The sequence below is a fragment of the Streptococcus pseudopneumoniae genome, assembly GCF_001070815.1.
Taxonomy (GTDB): domain Bacteria; phylum Bacillota; class Bacilli; order Lactobacillales; family Streptococcaceae; genus Streptococcus; species Streptococcus pseudopneumoniae_P.
Window position 1 is genome coordinate 1 of the sequence record NZ_JVLX01000013.1, and the last position, 17329, is coordinate 17329.

18 protein-coding genes and 1 tRNA gene are annotated in these 17329 nt (G+C 40.8%); 18 read left to right on the plus strand and 1 reads right to left on the minus strand.

Going from position 1 to position 17329, the window contains the following annotated elements; genetic code table 11:
• The first annotated feature begins 370 nt into the window (after window positions 1-370).
• From ADG81_RS01290 to dprA, 6 genes are all read left to right on the plus strand, one after another.
• The gene (locus ADG81_RS01290) at window positions 371-1078 is read left to right on the plus strand and encodes an IspD/TarI family cytidylyltransferase (protein ID WP_000638495.1); all 708 of its coding nucleotides are present in this window, start codon (window positions 371-373) and stop codon (window positions 1076-1078) included.
• 4 nt (window positions 1079-1082) lie between these two features.
• Entirely contained in the window at window positions 1083-2105 is a 1023-nt protein-coding gene (locus ADG81_RS01295; protein WP_000609877.1) for a ribitol-5-phosphate dehydrogenase, read from the plus strand.
• Window positions 2106-2121: 16 nt separating this feature from the next.
• Window positions 2122-2991 (plus strand): choline kinase LicA, encoded by an 870-nt coding sequence (gene licA / locus ADG81_RS01300; protein ID WP_004257985.1) that lies wholly within the window; start codon window positions 2122-2124, stop codon window positions 2989-2991.
• Complete coding sequence (locus ADG81_RS01305) at window positions 2981-3859, plus strand: DMT family transporter (protein ID WP_049550666.1); 879 nt, start codon at window positions 2981-2983, stop codon at window positions 3857-3859. The genes licA and ADG81_RS01305 overlap by 11 nt, the downstream gene beginning before the upstream one ends.
• A gap of 11 nt (window positions 3860-3870) precedes the next feature.
• Window positions 3871-4560, plus strand: coding sequence for a sugar phosphate nucleotidyltransferase (locus ADG81_RS01310; RefSeq protein WP_000643977.1), 690 nt, complete (start codon window positions 3871-3873; stop codon window positions 4558-4560).
• A gap of 87 nt (window positions 4561-4647) precedes the next feature.
• Entirely contained in the window at window positions 4648-5496 is an 849-nt protein-coding gene (dprA, locus tag ADG81_RS01315) for a DNA-processing protein DprA (RefSeq protein WP_000705318.1), read from the plus strand.
• Here dprA and ADG81_RS09990 read toward each other — a convergent pair.
• Window positions 5493-5639 carry a hypothetical protein gene (locus ADG81_RS09990; protein ID WP_000693517.1) on the minus strand — a complete coding sequence of 49 codons (147 nt, stop codon included), beginning with the start codon at window positions 5637-5639 and terminating at the stop codon, window positions 5493-5495. The two genes, dprA and ADG81_RS09990, sit on opposite strands and share 4 nt — an antisense overlap.
• Window positions 5640-5765: 126 nt before the next feature.
• Between ADG81_RS09990 and topA the strand changes: the two genes are divergently transcribed.
• The 12 genes from topA to ADG81_RS01380 all read left to right on the plus strand — a co-directional run bounded on the left by topA (window position 5766) and on the right by ADG81_RS01380 (window position 17043).
• Window positions 5766-7853, plus strand: a complete 2088-nt coding sequence (topA, locus tag ADG81_RS01325; protein ID WP_049550667.1) for a type I DNA topoisomerase — start codon at window positions 5766-5768, stop codon at window positions 7851-7853.
• Window positions 7854-7958: 105 nt separating this feature from the next.
• A complete protein-coding gene (locus tag ADG81_RS01330) occupies window positions 7959-8318 on the plus strand; it encodes a YbaN family protein (RefSeq protein ID WP_049550668.1) in 360 nt (119 codons plus the stop codon).
• 92 nt (window positions 8319-8410) lie between these two features.
• The gene (locus tag ADG81_RS01335) at window positions 8411-9043 is read left to right on the plus strand and encodes a copper homeostasis protein CutC (protein ID WP_049550669.1); all 633 of its coding nucleotides are present in this window, start codon (window positions 8411-8413) and stop codon (window positions 9041-9043) included.
• Window positions 9044-9086: 43 nt separating this feature from the next.
• On the plus strand, window positions 9087-9743 hold the full coding sequence (locus tag ADG81_RS01340) for an MmcQ/YjbR family DNA-binding protein (RefSeq protein WP_049550670.1): 657 nt from the start codon (window positions 9087-9089) through the stop codon (window positions 9741-9743).
• A gap of 303 nt (window positions 9744-10046) precedes the next feature.
• Complete coding sequence (locus ADG81_RS01345) at window positions 10047-11609, plus strand: 2-isopropylmalate synthase (protein ID WP_049550671.1); 1563 nt, start codon at window positions 10047-10049, stop codon at window positions 11607-11609.
• Between the two features lie 11 nt (window positions 11610-11620).
• Window positions 11621-12658, plus strand: coding sequence for a 3-isopropylmalate dehydrogenase (leuB, locus tag ADG81_RS01350; RefSeq protein WP_045607026.1), 1038 nt, complete (start codon window positions 11621-11623; stop codon window positions 12656-12658).
• On the plus strand, window positions 12655-12924 hold the full coding sequence (locus tag ADG81_RS01355; RefSeq protein WP_049550672.1) for a DUF1294 domain-containing protein: 270 nt from the start codon (window positions 12655-12657) through the stop codon (window positions 12922-12924). Before leuB ends, ADG81_RS01355 begins: the two co-directional genes overlap by 4 nt.
• Before the next feature lie 3 nt (window positions 12925-12927).
• Window positions 12928-14310 carry a 3-isopropylmalate dehydratase large subunit gene (leuC, locus tag ADG81_RS01360; protein WP_049550673.1) on the plus strand — a complete coding sequence of 461 codons (1383 nt, stop codon included), beginning with the start codon at window positions 12928-12930 and terminating at the stop codon, window positions 14308-14310.
• Between the two features lie 9 nt (window positions 14311-14319).
• Window positions 14320-14913, plus strand: coding sequence for a 3-isopropylmalate dehydratase small subunit (leuD, locus tag ADG81_RS01365; RefSeq protein ID WP_049550674.1), 594 nt, complete (start codon window positions 14320-14322; stop codon window positions 14911-14913).
• 27 nt (window positions 14914-14940) lie between these two features.
• On the plus strand, window positions 14941-15720 hold the full coding sequence (locus ADG81_RS01370; RefSeq protein WP_000160498.1) for an L-threonylcarbamoyladenylate synthase: 780 nt from the start codon (window positions 14941-14943) through the stop codon (window positions 15718-15720).
• Window positions 15721-15918: 198 nt separating this feature from the next.
• On the plus strand, window positions 15919-16905 hold the full coding sequence (locus ADG81_RS01375; RefSeq protein WP_000931177.1) for a GMP reductase: 987 nt from the start codon (window positions 15919-15921) through the stop codon (window positions 16903-16905).
• 66 nt (window positions 16906-16971) lie between these two features.
• A tRNA-Arg gene (locus ADG81_RS01380) sits at window positions 16972-17043 on the plus strand.
• The last annotated feature ends 286 nt before the right edge of the window (window positions 17044-17329 follow it).

Genomic DNA, 17329 nt, shown 5'->3' on the forward strand with positions numbered 1-17329 from the left:
GAAAATCAAATTCAAACCACGTCAGCGTCGCCTTACCGTACTCAAGTACAGCTTACGGCTAGCTTCCTAGTTTGCTTTTTGATTTTCATTGAGTATAAGTCAAGTAATCACTTTGAAGTTTCAAAGCTTAATTTTAAGTTTTCTTTAAGAAAACTATATTATTCTGAAGAACTCTAAAATTTCACAGCCATTTCTAGTAATGCCTACAGAATTCCTAGTCACTACTAGAAATGGACTAGTTTCTTTGAATAATGGAACTGCTTAATCCTCCTATTCTAGAACGGGAGGGCCGGTATTTCTTTCATGATAGGACTAGATTGTGGTATAATAGAGAGAATAAGTTTTTTTAGTAAGACAAAGGAGAAAATAGATGATTTATGCAGGAATTCTTGCTGGTGGAACTGGCACACGTATGGGAATCAGTAACTTGCCAAAACAATTTTTAGAGCTAGGTGATCGACCTATCTTGATTCATACAATTGAAAAATTTGTCTTGGAACCAAGTATTGAAAAAATTGTAGTTGGGGTTCATGGAGACTGGGTTTCTCATGCAGAAGATCTTGTAGATAAATATCTTCCTCTTCATAAGGAACGCATCATCATTACAAAGGGTGGTGCTGACCGCAATACAAGTATTGAGAAAATCATTGAAGCCATTGATGCTTATCGTCCGCTTACTCCAGAGGATATCGTTGTTACCCACGATTCTGTTCGTCCATTTATTACACTTCGCATGATTCAAGACAATATCCAACTTGCCCAAAATCATGACGCAGTGGACACAGTGGTAGAAGCGGTTGATACTATCGTTGAAAGTACCAATGGTCAATTCATTACAGATATTCCAAATCGTGCTCACCTTTATCAAGGACAAACACCTCAAACATTCCGTTGCAAGGACTTCATGGACCTTTATGGCTCTCTTTCTGCTGAAGAGAAGGAAATCTTGACAGATGCATGTAAAATCTTTGTGATCAAAGGAAAAGATGTGGCCTTAGCCAAAGGTGAATACTCAAATCTGAAGATTACAACCGTAACAGATTTGAAGATTGCAAAAAGTATGATTGAGAAAGACTAGTAAAATGATTAATCAAATTTATCAACTAACTAAGCCTAAGTTTATCAATGTCAAATATCAGGAAGAGGCTATTGACCAAGAGAATCATATCCTCATCCGTCCTAATTATATGGCGGTCTGTCATGCGGATCAGCGTTACTACCAAGGAAAACGTGATCCCAAGATTTTGAACAAAAAGCTTCCAATGGCAATGATTCACGAGTCATGTGGAACCGTTATTTCTGACCCGACAGGAACCTACGAGGTTGGGCAAAAAGTTGTCATGATTCCTAATCAGCCTCCTATGCAGAGTGATGAAGAATTCTATGAAAACTACATGACAGGGACTCATTTCTTGTCTAGTGGATTTGATGGCTTTATGAGAGAGTTTGTTTCTCTCCCTAAAGACCGTGTGGTGGCTTATGATGCTATCGAAGATACGGTTGCGGCCATTACAGAGTTTGTCAGTGTCGGTATGCATGCTATGAATCGCCTATTGACTCTTGCTCATAGCAAGCGGGACCGAATCGCCGTTATCGGAGATGGAAGTTTAGCTTTTGTGGTTGCCAATATTATCAACTATACTTTGCCAGAAGCAGAGATTGTGGTTATTGGTCGTCATTGGGAAAAATTGGAACTCTTCTCTTTTGCCAAAGAATGCTATATTACTGATAATATTCCTGAAGATTTGGCCTTTGACCATGCTTTTGAGTGTTGTGGTGGTGATGGTACTGGACCAGCTATTAATGACTTGATTCGCTACATTCGTCCTCAGGGAACGATTCTCATGATGGGAGTTAGCGAGTATAAAGTCAATCTCAATACACGTGATGCCTTAGAAAAAGGCTTGCTCTTAGTTGGATCTTCTCGTTCTGGTCGCATAGATTTTGAAAATGCAATCCAAATGATGGAAGTCAAGAAATTTGCCAATCGTCTTAAAAATATCCTTTATCTAGAAGAACCTGTAAGAGAAATTAAAGATATTCACCGTGTCTTTGCGACCGATTTAAATACAGCCTTTAAAACTGTGTTTAAGTGGGAAGTATAGGTGCTGGAGGTTAATTGTGGAGAAAATCATTAAAGAAAAAATTTCTTCCTTACTTAGTCAAGAAGAGGAAGTCCTCAGTGTTGAACAACTGGGGGGAATGACCAATCAAAACTATTTGGTCAAAACAACAAATAAGCAATACATTGTTAAGTTCTTTGGTAAAGGGACAGAAAAGCTGATCAATCGTCAAGATGAAAAGTACAATCTTGAACTACTAAAGGATTTAGACTTAGATGTAAGAAATTACCTTTTTGATATTGAAGCTGGTATCAAAGTAAATGAGTATATCGAATCTGCGATTACGCTTGATTCAACGTCAATCAAGACCAAATTTGATAAAATTGCTCCAATTTTACAAACCATTCATGCTTCTGGCAAGGAATTAAGAGGAGAATTTGCTCCTTTTGAAGAAATCAAAAAATACGAATCTTTGATTGAGGAAAAAATCCCTTATGCCAACTATGAAGCAGTTAGAGAAGAAGTCTTCTCCTTAGAGAAAAGACTTGCTGACTTAGGTGTTGACAGAAAATCTTGTCATATCGATTTGGTGCCTGAAAACTTTATCGAATCACCTCAAGGACGACTTTATCTTATTGACTGGGAATATTCATCAATGAACGATCCAATGTGGGATTTGGCTGCTCTCTTTTTAGAGTCTGAATTCACTCGTCAAGAGGAAGAAGCCTTCTTATCTCACTATGAGAGTGAGCAAACACCTGTCTCTCGTGAAAAGATTGCCATTTATAAAATTTTACAAGATACTATTTGGAGTCTATGGACTGTCTATAAGGAAGAGCAAGGCGCAGATTTTGGTGACTATGGTGTGAATCGTTACCAAAGAACTGTTAAAGGTTTGTCATATTATGGAGGTTCAGATGAAAACTAAAAATGGAGTTTCTTTTGGTCTACTCTCAGGTATTTTCTGGGGTTTAGGTCTAACGATTAGTGCTTATATCTTTTCGATTTTTACAGATTTGTCGCCCTTTGTGGTGGCCGCTGCTCACGATTTCTTGAGTATCTTTATCTTACTAGCTTTTCTCTTGGTAAAAGAAGGAAAAGTTCGTCTTTCAATTTTCTTAAATATTCGCAATGTTAGTGTGATCATCGGAGCCTTGCTAGCAGGCCCTATCGGTATGCAGGCCAATCTTTATGCGGTTAAGTATATCGGAAGTTCTTTAGCTTCATCTGTGTCGGCTATTTACCCTGCGATTTCGGTTTTATTGGCTTTCTTCTTCTTGAAGCACAAGATTTCAAAAAATACTGTATTTGGGATTGTCTTGATTATTGCAGGGATTATTGCTCAGACCTATAAGGTTGAACAGGTCAATTCCTTCTACATTGGGATTCTCTGTGCTTTGGTTTGTGCTATTGCATGGGGAAGTGAGAGTGTTCTTAGCTCTTTTGCCATGGAAAGTGAATTGAGTGAAATCGAAGCCCTCTTAATCCGTCAAGTAACTTCATTCTTGTCCTATCTTGTGATTGTGCTCTTCTCTCATCAGTCATTTGCAGAAGTGGCCAATGGACAATTGCTAGGTCTTATGATTGTCTTTGCAGCCTTTGATATGATTTCCTATTTGGCTTATTATATCGCTATCAATCGCTTGCAACCAGCCAAGGCTACAGGCTTGAACGTGAGCTATGTAGTATGGACAGTCTTGTTTGCAGTTGTTTTCTTGGGTGCACCGCTAGATATGCTGACAATTATTACGTCACTTGTCGTTATTGCTGGAGTTTATATTATTATTAAAGAATAAAGGAGATTCGTGTGAAAGCCATCATCTTAGCAGCGGGATTGGGAACTCGCTTGCGTCCTATGACTGAAAATACCCCTAAAGCCTTGGTTCAGGTTAATCAAAAACCCTTGATTGAATACCAAATTGAGTTTTTAAAAGAAAAAGGAATCAATGAAATCATCATCATTGTTGGTTACCTTAAAGAACAATTCGATTACTTGAAAGAAAAATATGGTGTTCGCCTCGTCTTCAATGATAAATACGCTGACTACAATAACTTTTACTCTCTCTATCTTGTAAAAGAAGAATTGGCCAATAGCTATGTTATTGATGCCGATAATTATCTCTTTAAAAATATGTTCCGTAATGATTTGACTCGTTCGACTTATTTTAGTGTCTATCGTGAAGATTGTACCAACGAATGGTTCTTGGTCTATGGAGATGACTATAAGGTTCAAGACATTACTGTTGATAGCAAGGCTGGTCGTATCCTTAGTGGTGTATCCTTCTGGGACGCTCCAACTGCAGAAAAGATTGTCAGCTTTATCGACAAGGCTTATGCAAGTGGCGAGTTTGTTGATCTCTACTGGGACAATATGGTTAAGGATAATATCAAAGAGCTGGATGTCTATGTTGAAGAATTAGAAGGCAATAGCATCTATGAAATCGATAGTGTCCAAGATTATCATAAATTAGAAGAAATTCTTAAAAACGAAAATTAAAGATTCCAACATCTGGCTGAAATAGTCGGATGTTTTTTGATTTTTTTACGAATAAATAGATGAGTAGAAAAAGAAATGGAGTTATTTATGAAAATCACAAACTATGAAATCTATAAATTGAAAAAATCAGGTTTGACCAATCAACAGGTTTTGGCAGTTCTAGAATACGGTGAAAATGTCGATCAAGAACTTTTGTTGGGTGATATTGCAGAAATATCAGGTTGCAGAAATCCAGCTGTTTTTATGGAACGTTACTTTCAGATAGACGATGCGCATTTGGAGAAGGAGTTTCAAAAATTTCCATCTTTCTCTATTTTAGATGACTGTTACCCTTGGGATTTGAGTGAAATATATGATGCGCCTGTACTTTTATTTTACAAGGGAAATCTTGACCTCTTGAAATTCCCGAAGGTAGCAGTCGTGGGCAGTCGTGCGTGTAGCAAACAGGGAGCTAAGTCAGTTGAAAAAGTCATTCAGGGCTTGGAAAATGAACTGGTTATCGTCAGTGGCTTAGCCAAGGGCATTGACACAGCAGCTCATATGGCAGCTCTTCAGAATGGCGGAAAAACCATTGCAGTGATTGGAACAGGACTGGATGTGTTTTATCCTAAAGCCAATAAACGCTTGCAAGACTACATCGGCAATGACCATCTGGTTCTAAGTGAATACGGACCTGGTGAACAACCTCTGAAATTTCATTTTCCTGCCCGTAATCGTATCATTGCTGGACTTTGTCGTGGTGTGATTGTAGCAGAGGCTAAGATGCGTTCAGGTAGTCTCATTACCTGTGAGAGAGCAATGGAAGAAGGGCGCGATGTCTTTGCTATTCCTGGTAGCATTTTAGATGGACTATCAGACGGTTGCCATCATTTGATTCAAGAAGGGGCAAAATTGGTCACCAGCGGGCAGGATGTTCTTGCGGAATTTGAATTTTAATACTCTTCGAAAATCTCTTCAAACCACGTCAGCATCACCTTGCCGTAGGTATGGTTACTGACTTCGTCAGTCTCATCTGCAACCTCAAAGCAGTGCTTTGAGCAACCTGCGGTTAGTTTCCTAGTTTGCTCTTTGATTTTCATTGAGTATAAGAAGAAAGTCCGCTTACTAGATAAACTTTTCTTCTATATATAGTAGCTAAGTCTTGACAGTTATGGCAAAATGGTTTACACTTTATAAAGTTTATTACTTTGAAAAGGTGTGATACTGTGGCTACGGCAACAAAAAAGAAAAAATCAACAGTTAAAAAAAATCTAGTAATCGTGGAGTCGCCTGCTAAGGCCAAGACGATTGAAAAATATCTAGGCAGAAACTACAAGGTTTTAGCCAGTGTCGGGCATATCCGTGATTTGAAGAAATCCAGTATGTCTGTCGATATTGAAAATAATTATGAACCGCAATATATCAATATTCGAGGAAAGGGCCCTCTCATCAATGACTTAAAAAAAGAAGCTAAAAAAGCTAATAAAGTCTTCCTTGCGAGTGACCCGGACCGTGAAGGAGAAGCGATTTCTTGGCATTTGGCCCACATTCTCAACTTGGATGAAAATGATGCCAACCGTGTGGTCTTCAATGAAATCACCAAGGATGCAGTCAAAAATGCTTTCAAAGAACCACGCAAGATTGATATGGACTTGGTCGATGCCCAACAGGCTCGTCGTGTATTGGACCGCTTGGTAGGGTATTCGATTTCGCCTATTTTGTGGAAAAAGGTCAAGAAGGGCTTATCAGCAGGGCGCGTACAGTCCATTGCCCTTAAACTCATCATTGACCGTGAAAATGAAATTAATGCCTTCCAGCCAGAAGAATACTGGACAATTGATGCTGCCTTTAAAAAGGGAACCAAGCAATTCCAGGCTTCCTTCTATGGAGTAGATGGCAAAAAGATGAAACTGACTAGCAATGACGAGGTTAAGGAAGTCTTGTCTCGTCTGACTAGTAAAGACTTTTCAGTGGATCAGGTAGATAAGAAAGAGCGCAAACGCAATGCTCCTTTACCTTATACTACTTCATCTATGCAGATGGATGCTGCCAATAAAATCAATTTCCGTACTCGAAAAACCATGATGGTTGCCCAACAGCTCTATGAAGGAATTAATATCGGTTCTGGTGTTCAAGGTTTGATTACCTATATGCGTACCGATTCGACTCGTATCAGTCCAGTAGCGCAGAACGAAGCAGCAAGTTTTATTACTGACCGTTTTGGTAGCAAGTACTCTAAGCATGGTAGCAAGGTTAAAAATGCTTCAGGAGCTCAGGATGCCCACGAGGCTATTCGCCCGTCTAGCGTCTTTAATACACCGGAAAGCATCGCTAAGTATCTGGACAAGGATCAGCTCAAGCTTTATACCCTTATCTGGAATCGTTTTGTGGCGAGCCAGATGACAGCTGCTGTCTTTGATACCATGGCCGTTAAATTGTCTCAAAATGGGGTTCAATTTGCTGCTAATGGTAGTCAGGTTAAGTTTGATGGTTATCTTGCCATTTATAATGATTCTGATAAGAATAAGATGTTACCAGACATGGCTGTTGGAGATGTGGTTAAACAGGTTAATAGCAAACCAGAGCAGCATTTCACTCAACCGCCTGCTCGTTATTCTGAAGCGACACTGATCAAGACCTTGGAGGAAAATGGGGTTGGCCGTCCGTCAACTTACGCACCAACCATTGAAACTATTCAGAAACGTTACTATGTTCGCCTTGCAGCCAAACGTTTTGAACCAACAGAGTTGGGAGAAATTGTTAACAAGCTCATCGTTGAATATTTCCCAGATATCGTAAACGTGACCTTCACAGCTGAAATGGAAGGCAAGCTGGATGATGTCGAAGTTGGAAAAGAGCAGTGGCAACGTGTCATCGATGCCTTTTACAAACCATTCTCTAAAGAGGTTGCCAAGGCTGAAGAAGAAATGGAAAAAATCCAAATTAAGGATGAACCAGCTGGATTTGACTGTGAAGTGTGTGGTAGTCCAATGGTCATTAAACTTGGTCGTTTTGGTAAGTTCTACGCTTGTAGCAATTTCCCAGATTGTCGTCATACCCAAGCAATCGTAAAAGAAATCGGTGTAGAGTGTCCAAGTTGTCATCAGGGACAAATCATTGAACGTAAAACCAAACGCAATCGCCTTTTCTATGGTTGCAACCGCTACCCAGAATGTGAATTTACCTCTTGGGACAAGCCTGTTGGTCGTGACTGTCCAAAATGTGGCAACTTCCTCATGGAGAAAAAAGTCCGTGGTGGTGGCAAGCAGGTTGTTTGCAGTAATGGTGATTACGAAGAAGAAAAGATTAAATAAGAGGAGAGTCCTGAAAGTGAATTTCAGGCTCTTTTTGGTTAGAGCTTGACAAAATTCATCATTGTATGCGAAACTAGAAGAAGATTATTTTAACTAGGAGAAGTTATGCGTTTTATCTATCTTATCATTGGTTTTTTATCACTAGCCTTGGCTATTATTGGGGTTGTTTTACCCTTGTTGCCTACAACGCCTTTTCTTTTGTTGTCTATTGCTTGTTTTTCAAGAAGTTCCAAGCGCTTCGAAGATTGGTTGTATCATACCAAGCTCTATCAAGCATATGTAGCTGATTTTCGCGAGACTAAGTCTATTGCGCGTGAACGTAAGAAAAAAATCGTCGTTTCTATCTACATCTTGATGGGAATTTCCATTTATTTTGCACCTCTTTTACCAGTCAAAATCGGTTTGGGAGCTTTGACCATCTTTATCACCTATTATCTCTTTAAGGTTATTCCAGACAAAGAATAGTTAAAATAGTAGTTATTTGCCTTGATAAAATTGAAAGCATATTCACAACAATATGATATAATAAATTCAAAGTAATCTTCAAGGAGAATCAAATGATTTACGAATTTTGTGCTGAAAATGTGACCTTGCTTGAAAAAGCGATGCAGGCTGGAGCTCGTCGAATCGAACTCTGTGATAATCTTACAGTTGGTGGGACAACACCCAGCTATGGAGTGACTAAGGCAGCGGTTGAATTGGCAGCTAACTACGATACGACCATCATGACCATGATTCGTCCACGTGGTGGCGACTTTGTCTATAATGAACTAGAAATTGCAATTATGCTAGAAGATATTCGGTTGGCTGCTCAGGCTGGAAGTCAAGGAGTTGTATTTGGGGTTTTAACTGCTGATAAGAAGTTGGATAAGCCTAATCTGGAGAAGTTGATAGCTGCGTCAAAAGGAATGGAAATTGTATTTCATATGGCCTTTGATGAATTGAGCGAAGAAGACCAGTTAGAAGCTATTGACTGGCTCAGCCAAGCCGGTGTCACTCGTATACTAACTCGCGCTGGTGTGTCTGGGGATTACTTAGAAAAACGTTTTGCTCACTATCACAGAATTTTAGAGCACGCTAAAGGTAAGATTGAAATTCTACCAGGTGGGGGGATTGACCTTGACAACCGTCAAATCTTTATCGACCAACTGGGCGTGACACAATTGCATGGAACCAAGGTTGTCTTTTAAAAAATAGAAAGGAACTGCTAGCTTTTGGTAGCAGTTTTCACTTATGTTTGAAATTTTTAAATCCTATCAGTTTAATCAAGAAAAGGCTCGTGCCTATGGTTTTGTAGAAAATAGTGGAGTCTGGACCTATAGTTGCCAGATTTTGCAGGGTGATTTTGTCATGACTGTGTCTATCACTGCTGATAATGTGAACTTTCAAGTCTTTGACCAGGAGACTGGTGATCTCTATCCTCAAGTTCATATGGAAAGCATGAGGGGAAGTTTTGTCGGAAATGTCCGTGAGGCTTGTTTGGAGATTCTTTACCAGATTCGGAAGGCTTGTTTTGAGGTACAGGATTTTATCTGCCCTCAGACTAAGCGAATCATGACTCAAGTTCAGGAAAAGTATGGTAATCAGTTGGAGTATTTGTGGGAGAAATCGCCTGATACGGCAGTGTTAAGACATGAAGGCAATAAAAAGTGGTATGCCGTCTTGATGAAAATCTCTTGGGATAAGCTGGAAAAGGGCAGAGAAGGACAGGTGGAAGCAGTCAACCTCAAACATGACCAAGTAGCTGATTTACTTTCACACAAAGGCGTTTATCCAGCTTTTCATATGAATAAACGTTACTGGATTAGTGTGGTACTTGATGATACTTTATCAGATAAAGAAGTATTGGAATTGATAGAAAAAAGTTGGAACTTAACTACTAAAAAATGAAACATTTCAAGGATTTTCAATTAGCAAAATATTCTCTACTGAAGAAATTTTCAGAAAATATTGGATTTTTTCTTGACAAGTACTTTTGCCTATGCTAAAATACTAAACAAGATATCAAACGAAGGAGAAAGTCAAACATGAAAACAGCTAAGTTTAATCAATTTGCTTTGTTGTTGAGGTACTCGGGCTAGTGCAAAAAGCATTAGTCCTGTTTGGCTTACCAAGCGGGAGTAAATCAACATCTCGCTTGGACTTCTAAGCGAGATGTTTTTTTAAAACCACATTTGGAAAAGGGGAAATCTTATGAGAACAGTTGAATTTCTAGATACCAGCCTTCGGGATGGAGAACAGACACCAGGTGTTAACTTTTCAATCAAGGAAAAAATTGCCATCGCAAGACAACTAGAAAAATGGGGCATTTCAGCAATTGAAGCTGGTTTTCCAGCGGCTAGTCCAGACTCATTTACGGCAGTGCAGGAGATTGCTAAGGTCTTGAAGAAAACAGCGGTGACTGGTTTGGCACGTTCGGTCAAGTCTGATATCGATGCTTGCTACGAGGCTCTCAAAGACGCCAAGTATCCACAGGTTCATGTCTTTATCGCTACCAGTCCGATTCATCGCAAGTATAAGCTCAATAAGAGCAAGGAAGAGATTTTGGAAGCTATTAAGGAGCATGTTTCGTACGCCCGTTCTAAGTTTGAAGTGGTCGAATTCTCTCCTGAGGATGCGACCAGAACAGAGTTGGATTTCCTCTTACAAGTCGTTCAAACAGCGGTTGATGCAGGTGCGACTTATATCAATATCCCTGATACGGTAGGATTTACCACACCAGAGGAATATGGAGCTATCTTCAAATACTTGATTGAGAATGTCAAAACGGAACGTCAGATTATCTATTCGCCTCACTGTCATGATGACCTCGGAATGGCAGTGGCTAATAGCCTTGTTGCTGTCAAGAATGGGGCAGGACGAGTCGAAGGAACCATCAATGGTATCGGGGAGCGAGCTGGTAATGCTGCTTTGGAAGAAATTGCAGTGGCCCTCAATATTCGTCAAGATTACTATCAAGCAGAAACTAGTATTGTTTTAAATGAGACCATCAATACGTCAGAAATGGTTTCTCGCTTTTCAGGAATTCCAGTTCCTAAAAACAAGGCTGTGGTCGGTGGCAATGCCTTTTCTCACGAATCTGGTATTCACCAAGACGGAGTTCTTAAAAATCCTCTTACCTATGAAATCATCACTCCTGAATTGGTCGGTGTCAAGAGTAATAGCCTTCCACTTGGAAAATTGTCAGGTCGCCATGCCTTTGTCGAGAAACTAAGAGAATTGGCGCTAGATTTTACAGAAGAGGATATCAAGCCACTCTTTGCTAAGTTCAAGGCGTTAGCGGACAAGAAGCAAGAAATCACAGATGCAGATATTCGAGCTTTGGTAGCTGGAACCATGGTTGAGAATCCAGAAGGCTTCCACTTTGATGATTTACAACTACAAACCCATGCGGAAAATGACATTGAAGCACTCGTTAGCCTAGCCAATATGGATGGTGAGAAAGTCGAATTTAATGCGACAGGGCAAGGTTCTGTTGAAGCAATCTTTAACGCTATCGATAAGTTCTTTAACCAATCCGTCCGCTTGGTGTCCTATACTATTGACGCTGTGACAGATGGAATTGATGCCCAAGCTCGGGTTTTGGTCACTGTTGAAAACAGAGATACAGAAACCATCTTTAATGCAGCAGGGCTTGATTTCGATGTACTGAAAGCATCTGCTATTGCCTACATCAATGCTAATACCTTTGTTCAAAAAGAGAATGCTGGTGAGATGGGACGCAGTGTTTCCTATCGTGATATGCCTAGTGTGTAAAGGAGAAAGCTATGACAAAGAAAATAGTAGTTCTGGCAGGGGATGGAATCGGCCCAGAAATCATGGATGCTGGGTTAGAGGTTCTGGAAGCTATAGCTAAAAAAACAGGCTTTGACTATGAAATAGACAAACGACCTTTTGGAGGTGCAGGAATTGATGCAGCAGGCCATCCTTTACCTAGTGAAACCCTCAAAGCATGTAGAGAAGCAGATGCCATTCTCCTAGCGGCTATCGGTAGTCCTCAGTATGATGGAGCAGCGGTTCGGCCCGAACAAGGCTTGCTGGCTCTCCGTAAGGAACTAAATCTCTATGCTAATATTCGCCCTGTTAAGATTTTTGAGAGTCTCAAGCATTTGTCACCACTAAAACCAGAACGAATTGCTGGTGTAGACTTTGTTGTGGTACGGGAGTTGACAGGTGGGATTTATTTTGGGGATCATATTCTTGAAGAAAGAAAAGCGCGTGATATCAACGACTATAGCTATGAGGAAGTGGAGCGGATTATTCGCAAAGCCTTTGAAATCGCAAGAAGTCGGAGAAAAATCCTTACCAGTATTGATAAGCAAAACGTGTTGGCAACATCAAAACTCTGGCGGAAAGTAGCTGAGAAGGTCGCAAAGGATTTCCCAGATGTGACCTTGGAACACCAGCTAGTCGACTCAGCTTCCATGCTTATGATTACTAATCCTGCTAAGTTTGATGTCATCGTGACGGAGAATCTTTTCGGAGATATTCTATCTGATGAATCAAGCGTTCTATCTGGCACACTTGGGGTTATGCCATCAGCCAGTCATTCTGAAAATGGACCAAGTCTCTATGAACCTATTCACGGTTCAGCACCTGATATTGCAGGTCAAGGAATTGCCAATCCTATTTCCATGATTTTATCAGTGGCCATGATGCTGAGAGACAGCTTTGGACGTTATGAGGATGCAGAGCGTGTCGAGCGTGCTGTTGAGGCAAGTTTGGCAGCTGGTGTTTTAACAAGAGATATAGGTGGACAGGCTTCGACCAAGGAAATGACGGAAGCTATTATCGCAAGGTTATGAAGTTAGACGAAAAAATTACTCTAGTCCTTTTGATTTGGAATGTCATCATTTTCTTGATTTATGGCATTGACAAATCTAAGGCAAGGAGAAGAGCTTGGCGCATCCCTGAGAAAATCTTACTCATTTTAGCCTTTACTTGTGGTGGTTTTGGTGCCTGGTTAGCAGGAATCATTTTTCATCACAAGACTAGAAAATGGTACTTTAAGACAGTTTGGTTTCTCGGGATGGTGACTACACTAGTAGCCTTATATATTATTTGGAGGTAATGGATGGCAGGAAAATCGATTTTTGATAAATTATGGGACCGTCATGTCATCACAGGAGAAGAGGGGCAGCCCCAACTCATGTACGTGGACCAGCATTATATCCACGAAGTGACCAGTCCTCAGGCCTTTCAAGGATTACGAGATGCAGGTCGTAGATTGAGACGACCAGACTTGACATTTGGAACCTTTGACCACAATGTCCCGACAGTCAATATCTACGATATTCGAGATGTAATTTCCAAGGCTCAAATTGATAAGCTGGCTGAAAATGTTGAGGAGTTTGGGATTGAACATGCGGCCCACGGTTCTGAAAAGCAGGGGATTGTTCATATGGTTGGTCCAGAAACAGGAAGAACCCAACCAGGGAAATTTATCGTCTGTGGGGATAGTCATACAGCAACTCACGGAGCTTTCGGAGCAATCGCTTTTGGAATTGGGACCAGTGAGGTTGAGCATGTCTTCGCTACCCAGACACTCTGGCAGGTCAAACCCAAGAAAATGCTGGTAGAATTCACTGGTGTTCCTCAAAAAGGAGTTTATTCTAAGGATTTCATTCTAGCCTTGATTGCCAAGTACGGCGTTGCCTGTGGTGTTGGCTATGTGGTGGAATATCGGGGACAAGCGATTGATGCACTGAGCATGGAAGAGCGAATGACTATCTGCAATATGTCCATCGAGTTTGGTTCTAAGATGGGGATTATGAATCCGGACCAAACCACCTATGACTATCTTAAGGGACGAGAATGTGTTCCAGAGGACTTTGAAGAGGCTGTGGCGGATTGGAAAACAATTGTCAGTGATGAGGATGCCGTTTATGACAAGGTTATCCGGATGGATGTCTCAGACTTGGCTCCCATGGTAACCTGGGGAACCAATCCTGCTATGGGCGTTGACTTTGACAGTAGTTTCCCAGAAATTAAGGATATGAATGATGAACGAGCCTACAATTATATGGATTTGGAACCAGGTCAAAAGCCAGCAGATATTGAACTAGGTTATATCTTTATCGGCTCTTGTACAAATGCTCGTCTCAGTGACTTGCAGCTGGCGGCGCGATTTGTCAAAGGGAAGAAAATAGCTCCTAACTTAACGGCTATCGTGGTTCCGGGCTCTCGTCCTGTCAAACGAGCTGCTGAGAAGTTGGGTTTGGATAAGGTTTTCATAGATGCTGGCTTTGAGTGGAGAGACCCAGGTTGTTCTATGTGCCTAGGAATGAATCCAGACAAGGTCCCTGATGGTGTCCACTGCGCCTCAACCAGCAACCGCAACTTTGAAGACAGACAAGGATTTGGTGCTAAGACTCATCTCTGCAGTCCAGCTATGGCAGCTGCGGCAGCTATCGCAGGGCGTTTCGTAGATGTTCGGCAAATGCCAGAAGCCCAGTAAGGAGAGGATATGGAGAAATTTACAGTTTATACGGGAACGACCGTTCCTCTCATGAATGATAATATCGACACCGACCAAATCCTACCCAAGCAGTTTCTCAAGTTGATCGATAAGAAAGGCTTTGGTAAGTACCTCATGTATGCTTGGCGTTATCTGGACGACAAGTATACTGAGGATCCTGACTTTGTCTTTAATCAGCCTGAATATCGTAAAGCCAGTATTCTTATCTCAGGGGATAACTTTGGGGCAGGTTCTTCGAGGGAGCACGCCGCTTGGGCTCTAGCGGACTACGGTTTTAAGGTTGTGATTGCAGGATCTTTTGGGGACATTCATTACAATAATGAACTCAATAATGGCATGTTGCCCATTGTTCAGCCCAGAGAGGTTAGAGAGAAACTAGCTCAGCTACAACCAAGTGACCAGGTAACTGTGGACTTGGAACAACAGAAAATCATCTCACCGGTTGGAGAGTTCACTTTTGAAATTGATAGCGAGTGGAAACACAAGCTCTCAAATGGTTTGGATGATATCGGAATTACCTTGCAGTATGAAGATTTGATTGCTGCCTATGAAAAACAACGACCAGCCTACTGGCAGGATTAGAAGAAAATTAGAAAAGGAAATAGAACTATGACAAAACACATTCAATGGAACGGAACACTTTCACAAGAAGGCTATGACATTTTAAAAGGTGAGGGCGGATGTATCGTTTGCCCTACTAAAGTTGGTTACATTATCATGACCAGCGATAAGGCAGGACTTGAGCGTAAGTTCGCAGCCAAAGAGCGTAACCGTAACAAACCAGGTGTTGTTCTCTGCGGTAGCATGGATGAGCTTCGTGCTTTAGCACAACTTAACCCAGAAATTGAAGCCTTCTACCAAAAACATTGGGATGAAGATATTCTTCTTGGTTGTATCCTTCCTTGGAAACCAGAAGCTTTTGAAAAACTCAAAGCATACGGTGATGGTCGTGAAGAGCTGATGACTGACGTGCGTGGAACGAGCTGTTTTGTTATCAAATTTGGTAAAGCTGGTGAACAATTGGCTGCCAAACTTTGGGAAGAAGGCAAGATGGTTTATGCCTCATCAGCTAACCCATCTGGAAAAGGAAACCGTGGTAAAGTAGAAGGTATTGGAGAACGTATCGAAGGAGCAGTGGACCTTGTTATCGAGGCAGATGACTACGTTGCTTCTATCCAGCCTGACAAAACGATTGAAACTCGCTATGAGCAAGGTGTGATGGTCTCTATGGTTGATAAAGACGGCAAACTCATCCCAGAACAAGGAGGAGCTCGTTCAACATCACCAGCACCAGTTGTAATCCGTAAAGGGCTTGACATTGATAAAATCATGATGCACCTGTCAGACACCTTTAACTCATGGGACTATCGTCAGGGTGAGTATTATTAGAATAGAGAAGGAGTGGGGAGAAAACAATTTCCCCTCTTTTTTCTATTTACGCAAGAAAAATCCGAACATTATATTTTAATTTATAAAATTATTTGACAAAATCTGTACTTTGATTTATAATTAATTAAGGAAACGTCGGAAAAGGCGTAGAGATGCGCAAGCATAGGTAGGTCATTACAAAAGAAACGAGACATCGATATGTTAAATGAATTTCCAATTTTTGATTACGAAGATATTCAATTGATTCCAAATAAATGTGTCATTAAAAGCCGTGCAGAAGCGGATACAAGTGTCACTTTAGGAAATCACACCTTTAAACTACCTGTTGTGCCAGCTAATATGCAAACGATTTTGGATGAAAATGTAGCAGAGCAACTGGCTAAAGGTGGTTACTTCTACATTATGCACCGTTTTGATGAGGCAGGACGTATTCCTTTTATTAAGCGCATGCATGAGCAAGGGCTTATTGCTTCTATCTCTGTCGGTGTTAAGGATTATGAGTATGATTTCGTTAGCCAGCTCAAATCTGATGCTCCTGAGTACATCACGATTGACATTGCCCACGGTCATGCGGATAGCGTGATTTCTATGATTCAACACATCAAGAAAGAATTGCCAGATACCTTTGTCATTGCAGGAAATGTGGGAACACCAGAAGCTGTGCGTGAATTGGAAAATGCTGGTGCGGATGCTACTAAGGTCGGAATCGGTCCAGGTAAGGTTTGTATCACCAAGGTCAAGACAGGTTTTGGTACAGGTGGTTGGCAATTGGCTGCCCTTCGTTGGTGTGCCAAGGCTGCACGTAAACCGATTATTGCTGATGGAGGAATTCGTACTCACGGTGATATTGCCAAGTCTATCCGCTTCGGTGCTAGCATGGTCATGATTGGTTCCCTCTTTGCAGGACATATTGAAAGTCCAGGGAAAACGATTGAAGTCGATGGTGAACAGTTCAAAGAATATTATGGTTCAGCCTCACAATATCAAAAAGGTGCTTACAAAAATGTGGAAGGCAAACGTATCTTGCTTCCTGCTAAAGGTCATCTGCAAGACACTTTAACTGAGATGGAACAAGACCTTCAAAGTGCTATTTCTTATGCAGGTGGACGTCAGGTTGCTGACCTTAAACACGTTGATTATGTTATCGTGAAAAACTCCATCTGGAATGGGGATGCTTCCCACTAAGACGGGCTATCTCACTAGAAAAAAACTTGTTATTAGAGCAAATTTCTGTTATAATAAAACAAGTTTCCACCCTTAGTGTAATGGATATCACGTAAGATTCCGGTTCTTGAGATGGGGGTTCGATTCCCTCAGGGTGGATGTAAATAGCTCAGGAGTCTGAGTAGAAATATAAAAGATAAAGACGCATTATATCATGTCTAGACAAGAAGACCTTGATATGATGTGTTTTATGTTTTTATATTCGATAAATTATTTAACAGCCCTCTTTCTGATATTATACGTTAGAGGCAGTAATATACATAAGAAATAAAATATTTCGGGTGTCAAACTTGTCTAATTATGAGCAAAATGATATACTAAAATCAATAACCTGTTTTTCTTTCTCATTTAGTTACTCAGGTTAATATATATATATATATATATA

Excerpts from the sequence above, each read along its gene's own strand:
- ADG81_RS01345 (WP_049550671.1), top strand. The coding sequence starts at position 10,047 with ATGAGAACAGTTGAATTTCTAGATACCAGCCTTCGGGATGGAGAACAG.
- leuD (WP_049550674.1), top strand. The coding sequence starts at position 14,320 with ATGGAGAAATTTACAGTTTATACGGGAACGACCGTTCCTCTCATGAAT.
- leuC (WP_049550673.1), top strand. The coding sequence starts at position 12,928 with ATGGCAGGAAAATCGATTTTTGATAAATTATGGGACCGTCATGTCATC.
- ADG81_RS01355 (WP_049550672.1), top strand. The coding sequence starts at position 12,655 with ATGAAGTTAGACGAAAAAATTACTCTAGTCCTTTTGATTTGGAATGTC.
- ADG81_RS01335 (WP_049550669.1), top strand. The coding sequence starts at position 8,411 with ATGATTTACGAATTTTGTGCTGAAAATGTGACCTTGCTTGAAAAAGCG.
- ADG81_RS01330 (WP_049550668.1), top strand. The coding sequence starts at position 7,959 with ATGCGTTTTATCTATCTTATCATTGGTTTTTTATCACTAGCCTTGGCT.
- ADG81_RS01340 (WP_049550670.1), top strand. The coding sequence starts at position 9,087 with ATGTTTGAAATTTTTAAATCCTATCAGTTTAATCAAGAAAAGGCTCGT.
- ADG81_RS01295 (WP_000609877.1), top strand. The coding sequence starts at position 1,083 with ATGATTAATCAAATTTATCAACTAACTAAGCCTAAGTTTATCAATGTC.
- ADG81_RS09990 (WP_000693517.1), bottom strand. The coding sequence starts at position 5,639 with ATGAAAATCAAAGAGCAAACTAGGAAACTAACCGCAGGTTGCTCAAAG.
- ADG81_RS01370 (WP_000160498.1), top strand. The coding sequence starts at position 14,941 with ATGACAAAACACATTCAATGGAACGGAACACTTTCACAAGAAGGCTAT.
- ADG81_RS01305 (WP_049550666.1), top strand. The coding sequence starts at position 2,981 with ATGAAAACTAAAAATGGAGTTTCTTTTGGTCTACTCTCAGGTATTTTC.
- leuB (WP_045607026.1), top strand. The coding sequence starts at position 11,621 with ATGACAAAGAAAATAGTAGTTCTGGCAGGGGATGGAATCGGCCCAGAA.
- ADG81_RS01290 (WP_000638495.1), top strand. The coding sequence starts at position 371 with ATGATTTATGCAGGAATTCTTGCTGGTGGAACTGGCACACGTATGGGA.
- ADG81_RS01375 (WP_000931177.1), top strand. The coding sequence starts at position 15,919 with ATGTTAAATGAATTTCCAATTTTTGATTACGAAGATATTCAATTGATT.
- dprA (WP_000705318.1), top strand. The coding sequence starts at position 4,648 with ATGAAAATCACAAACTATGAAATCTATAAATTGAAAAAATCAGGTTTG.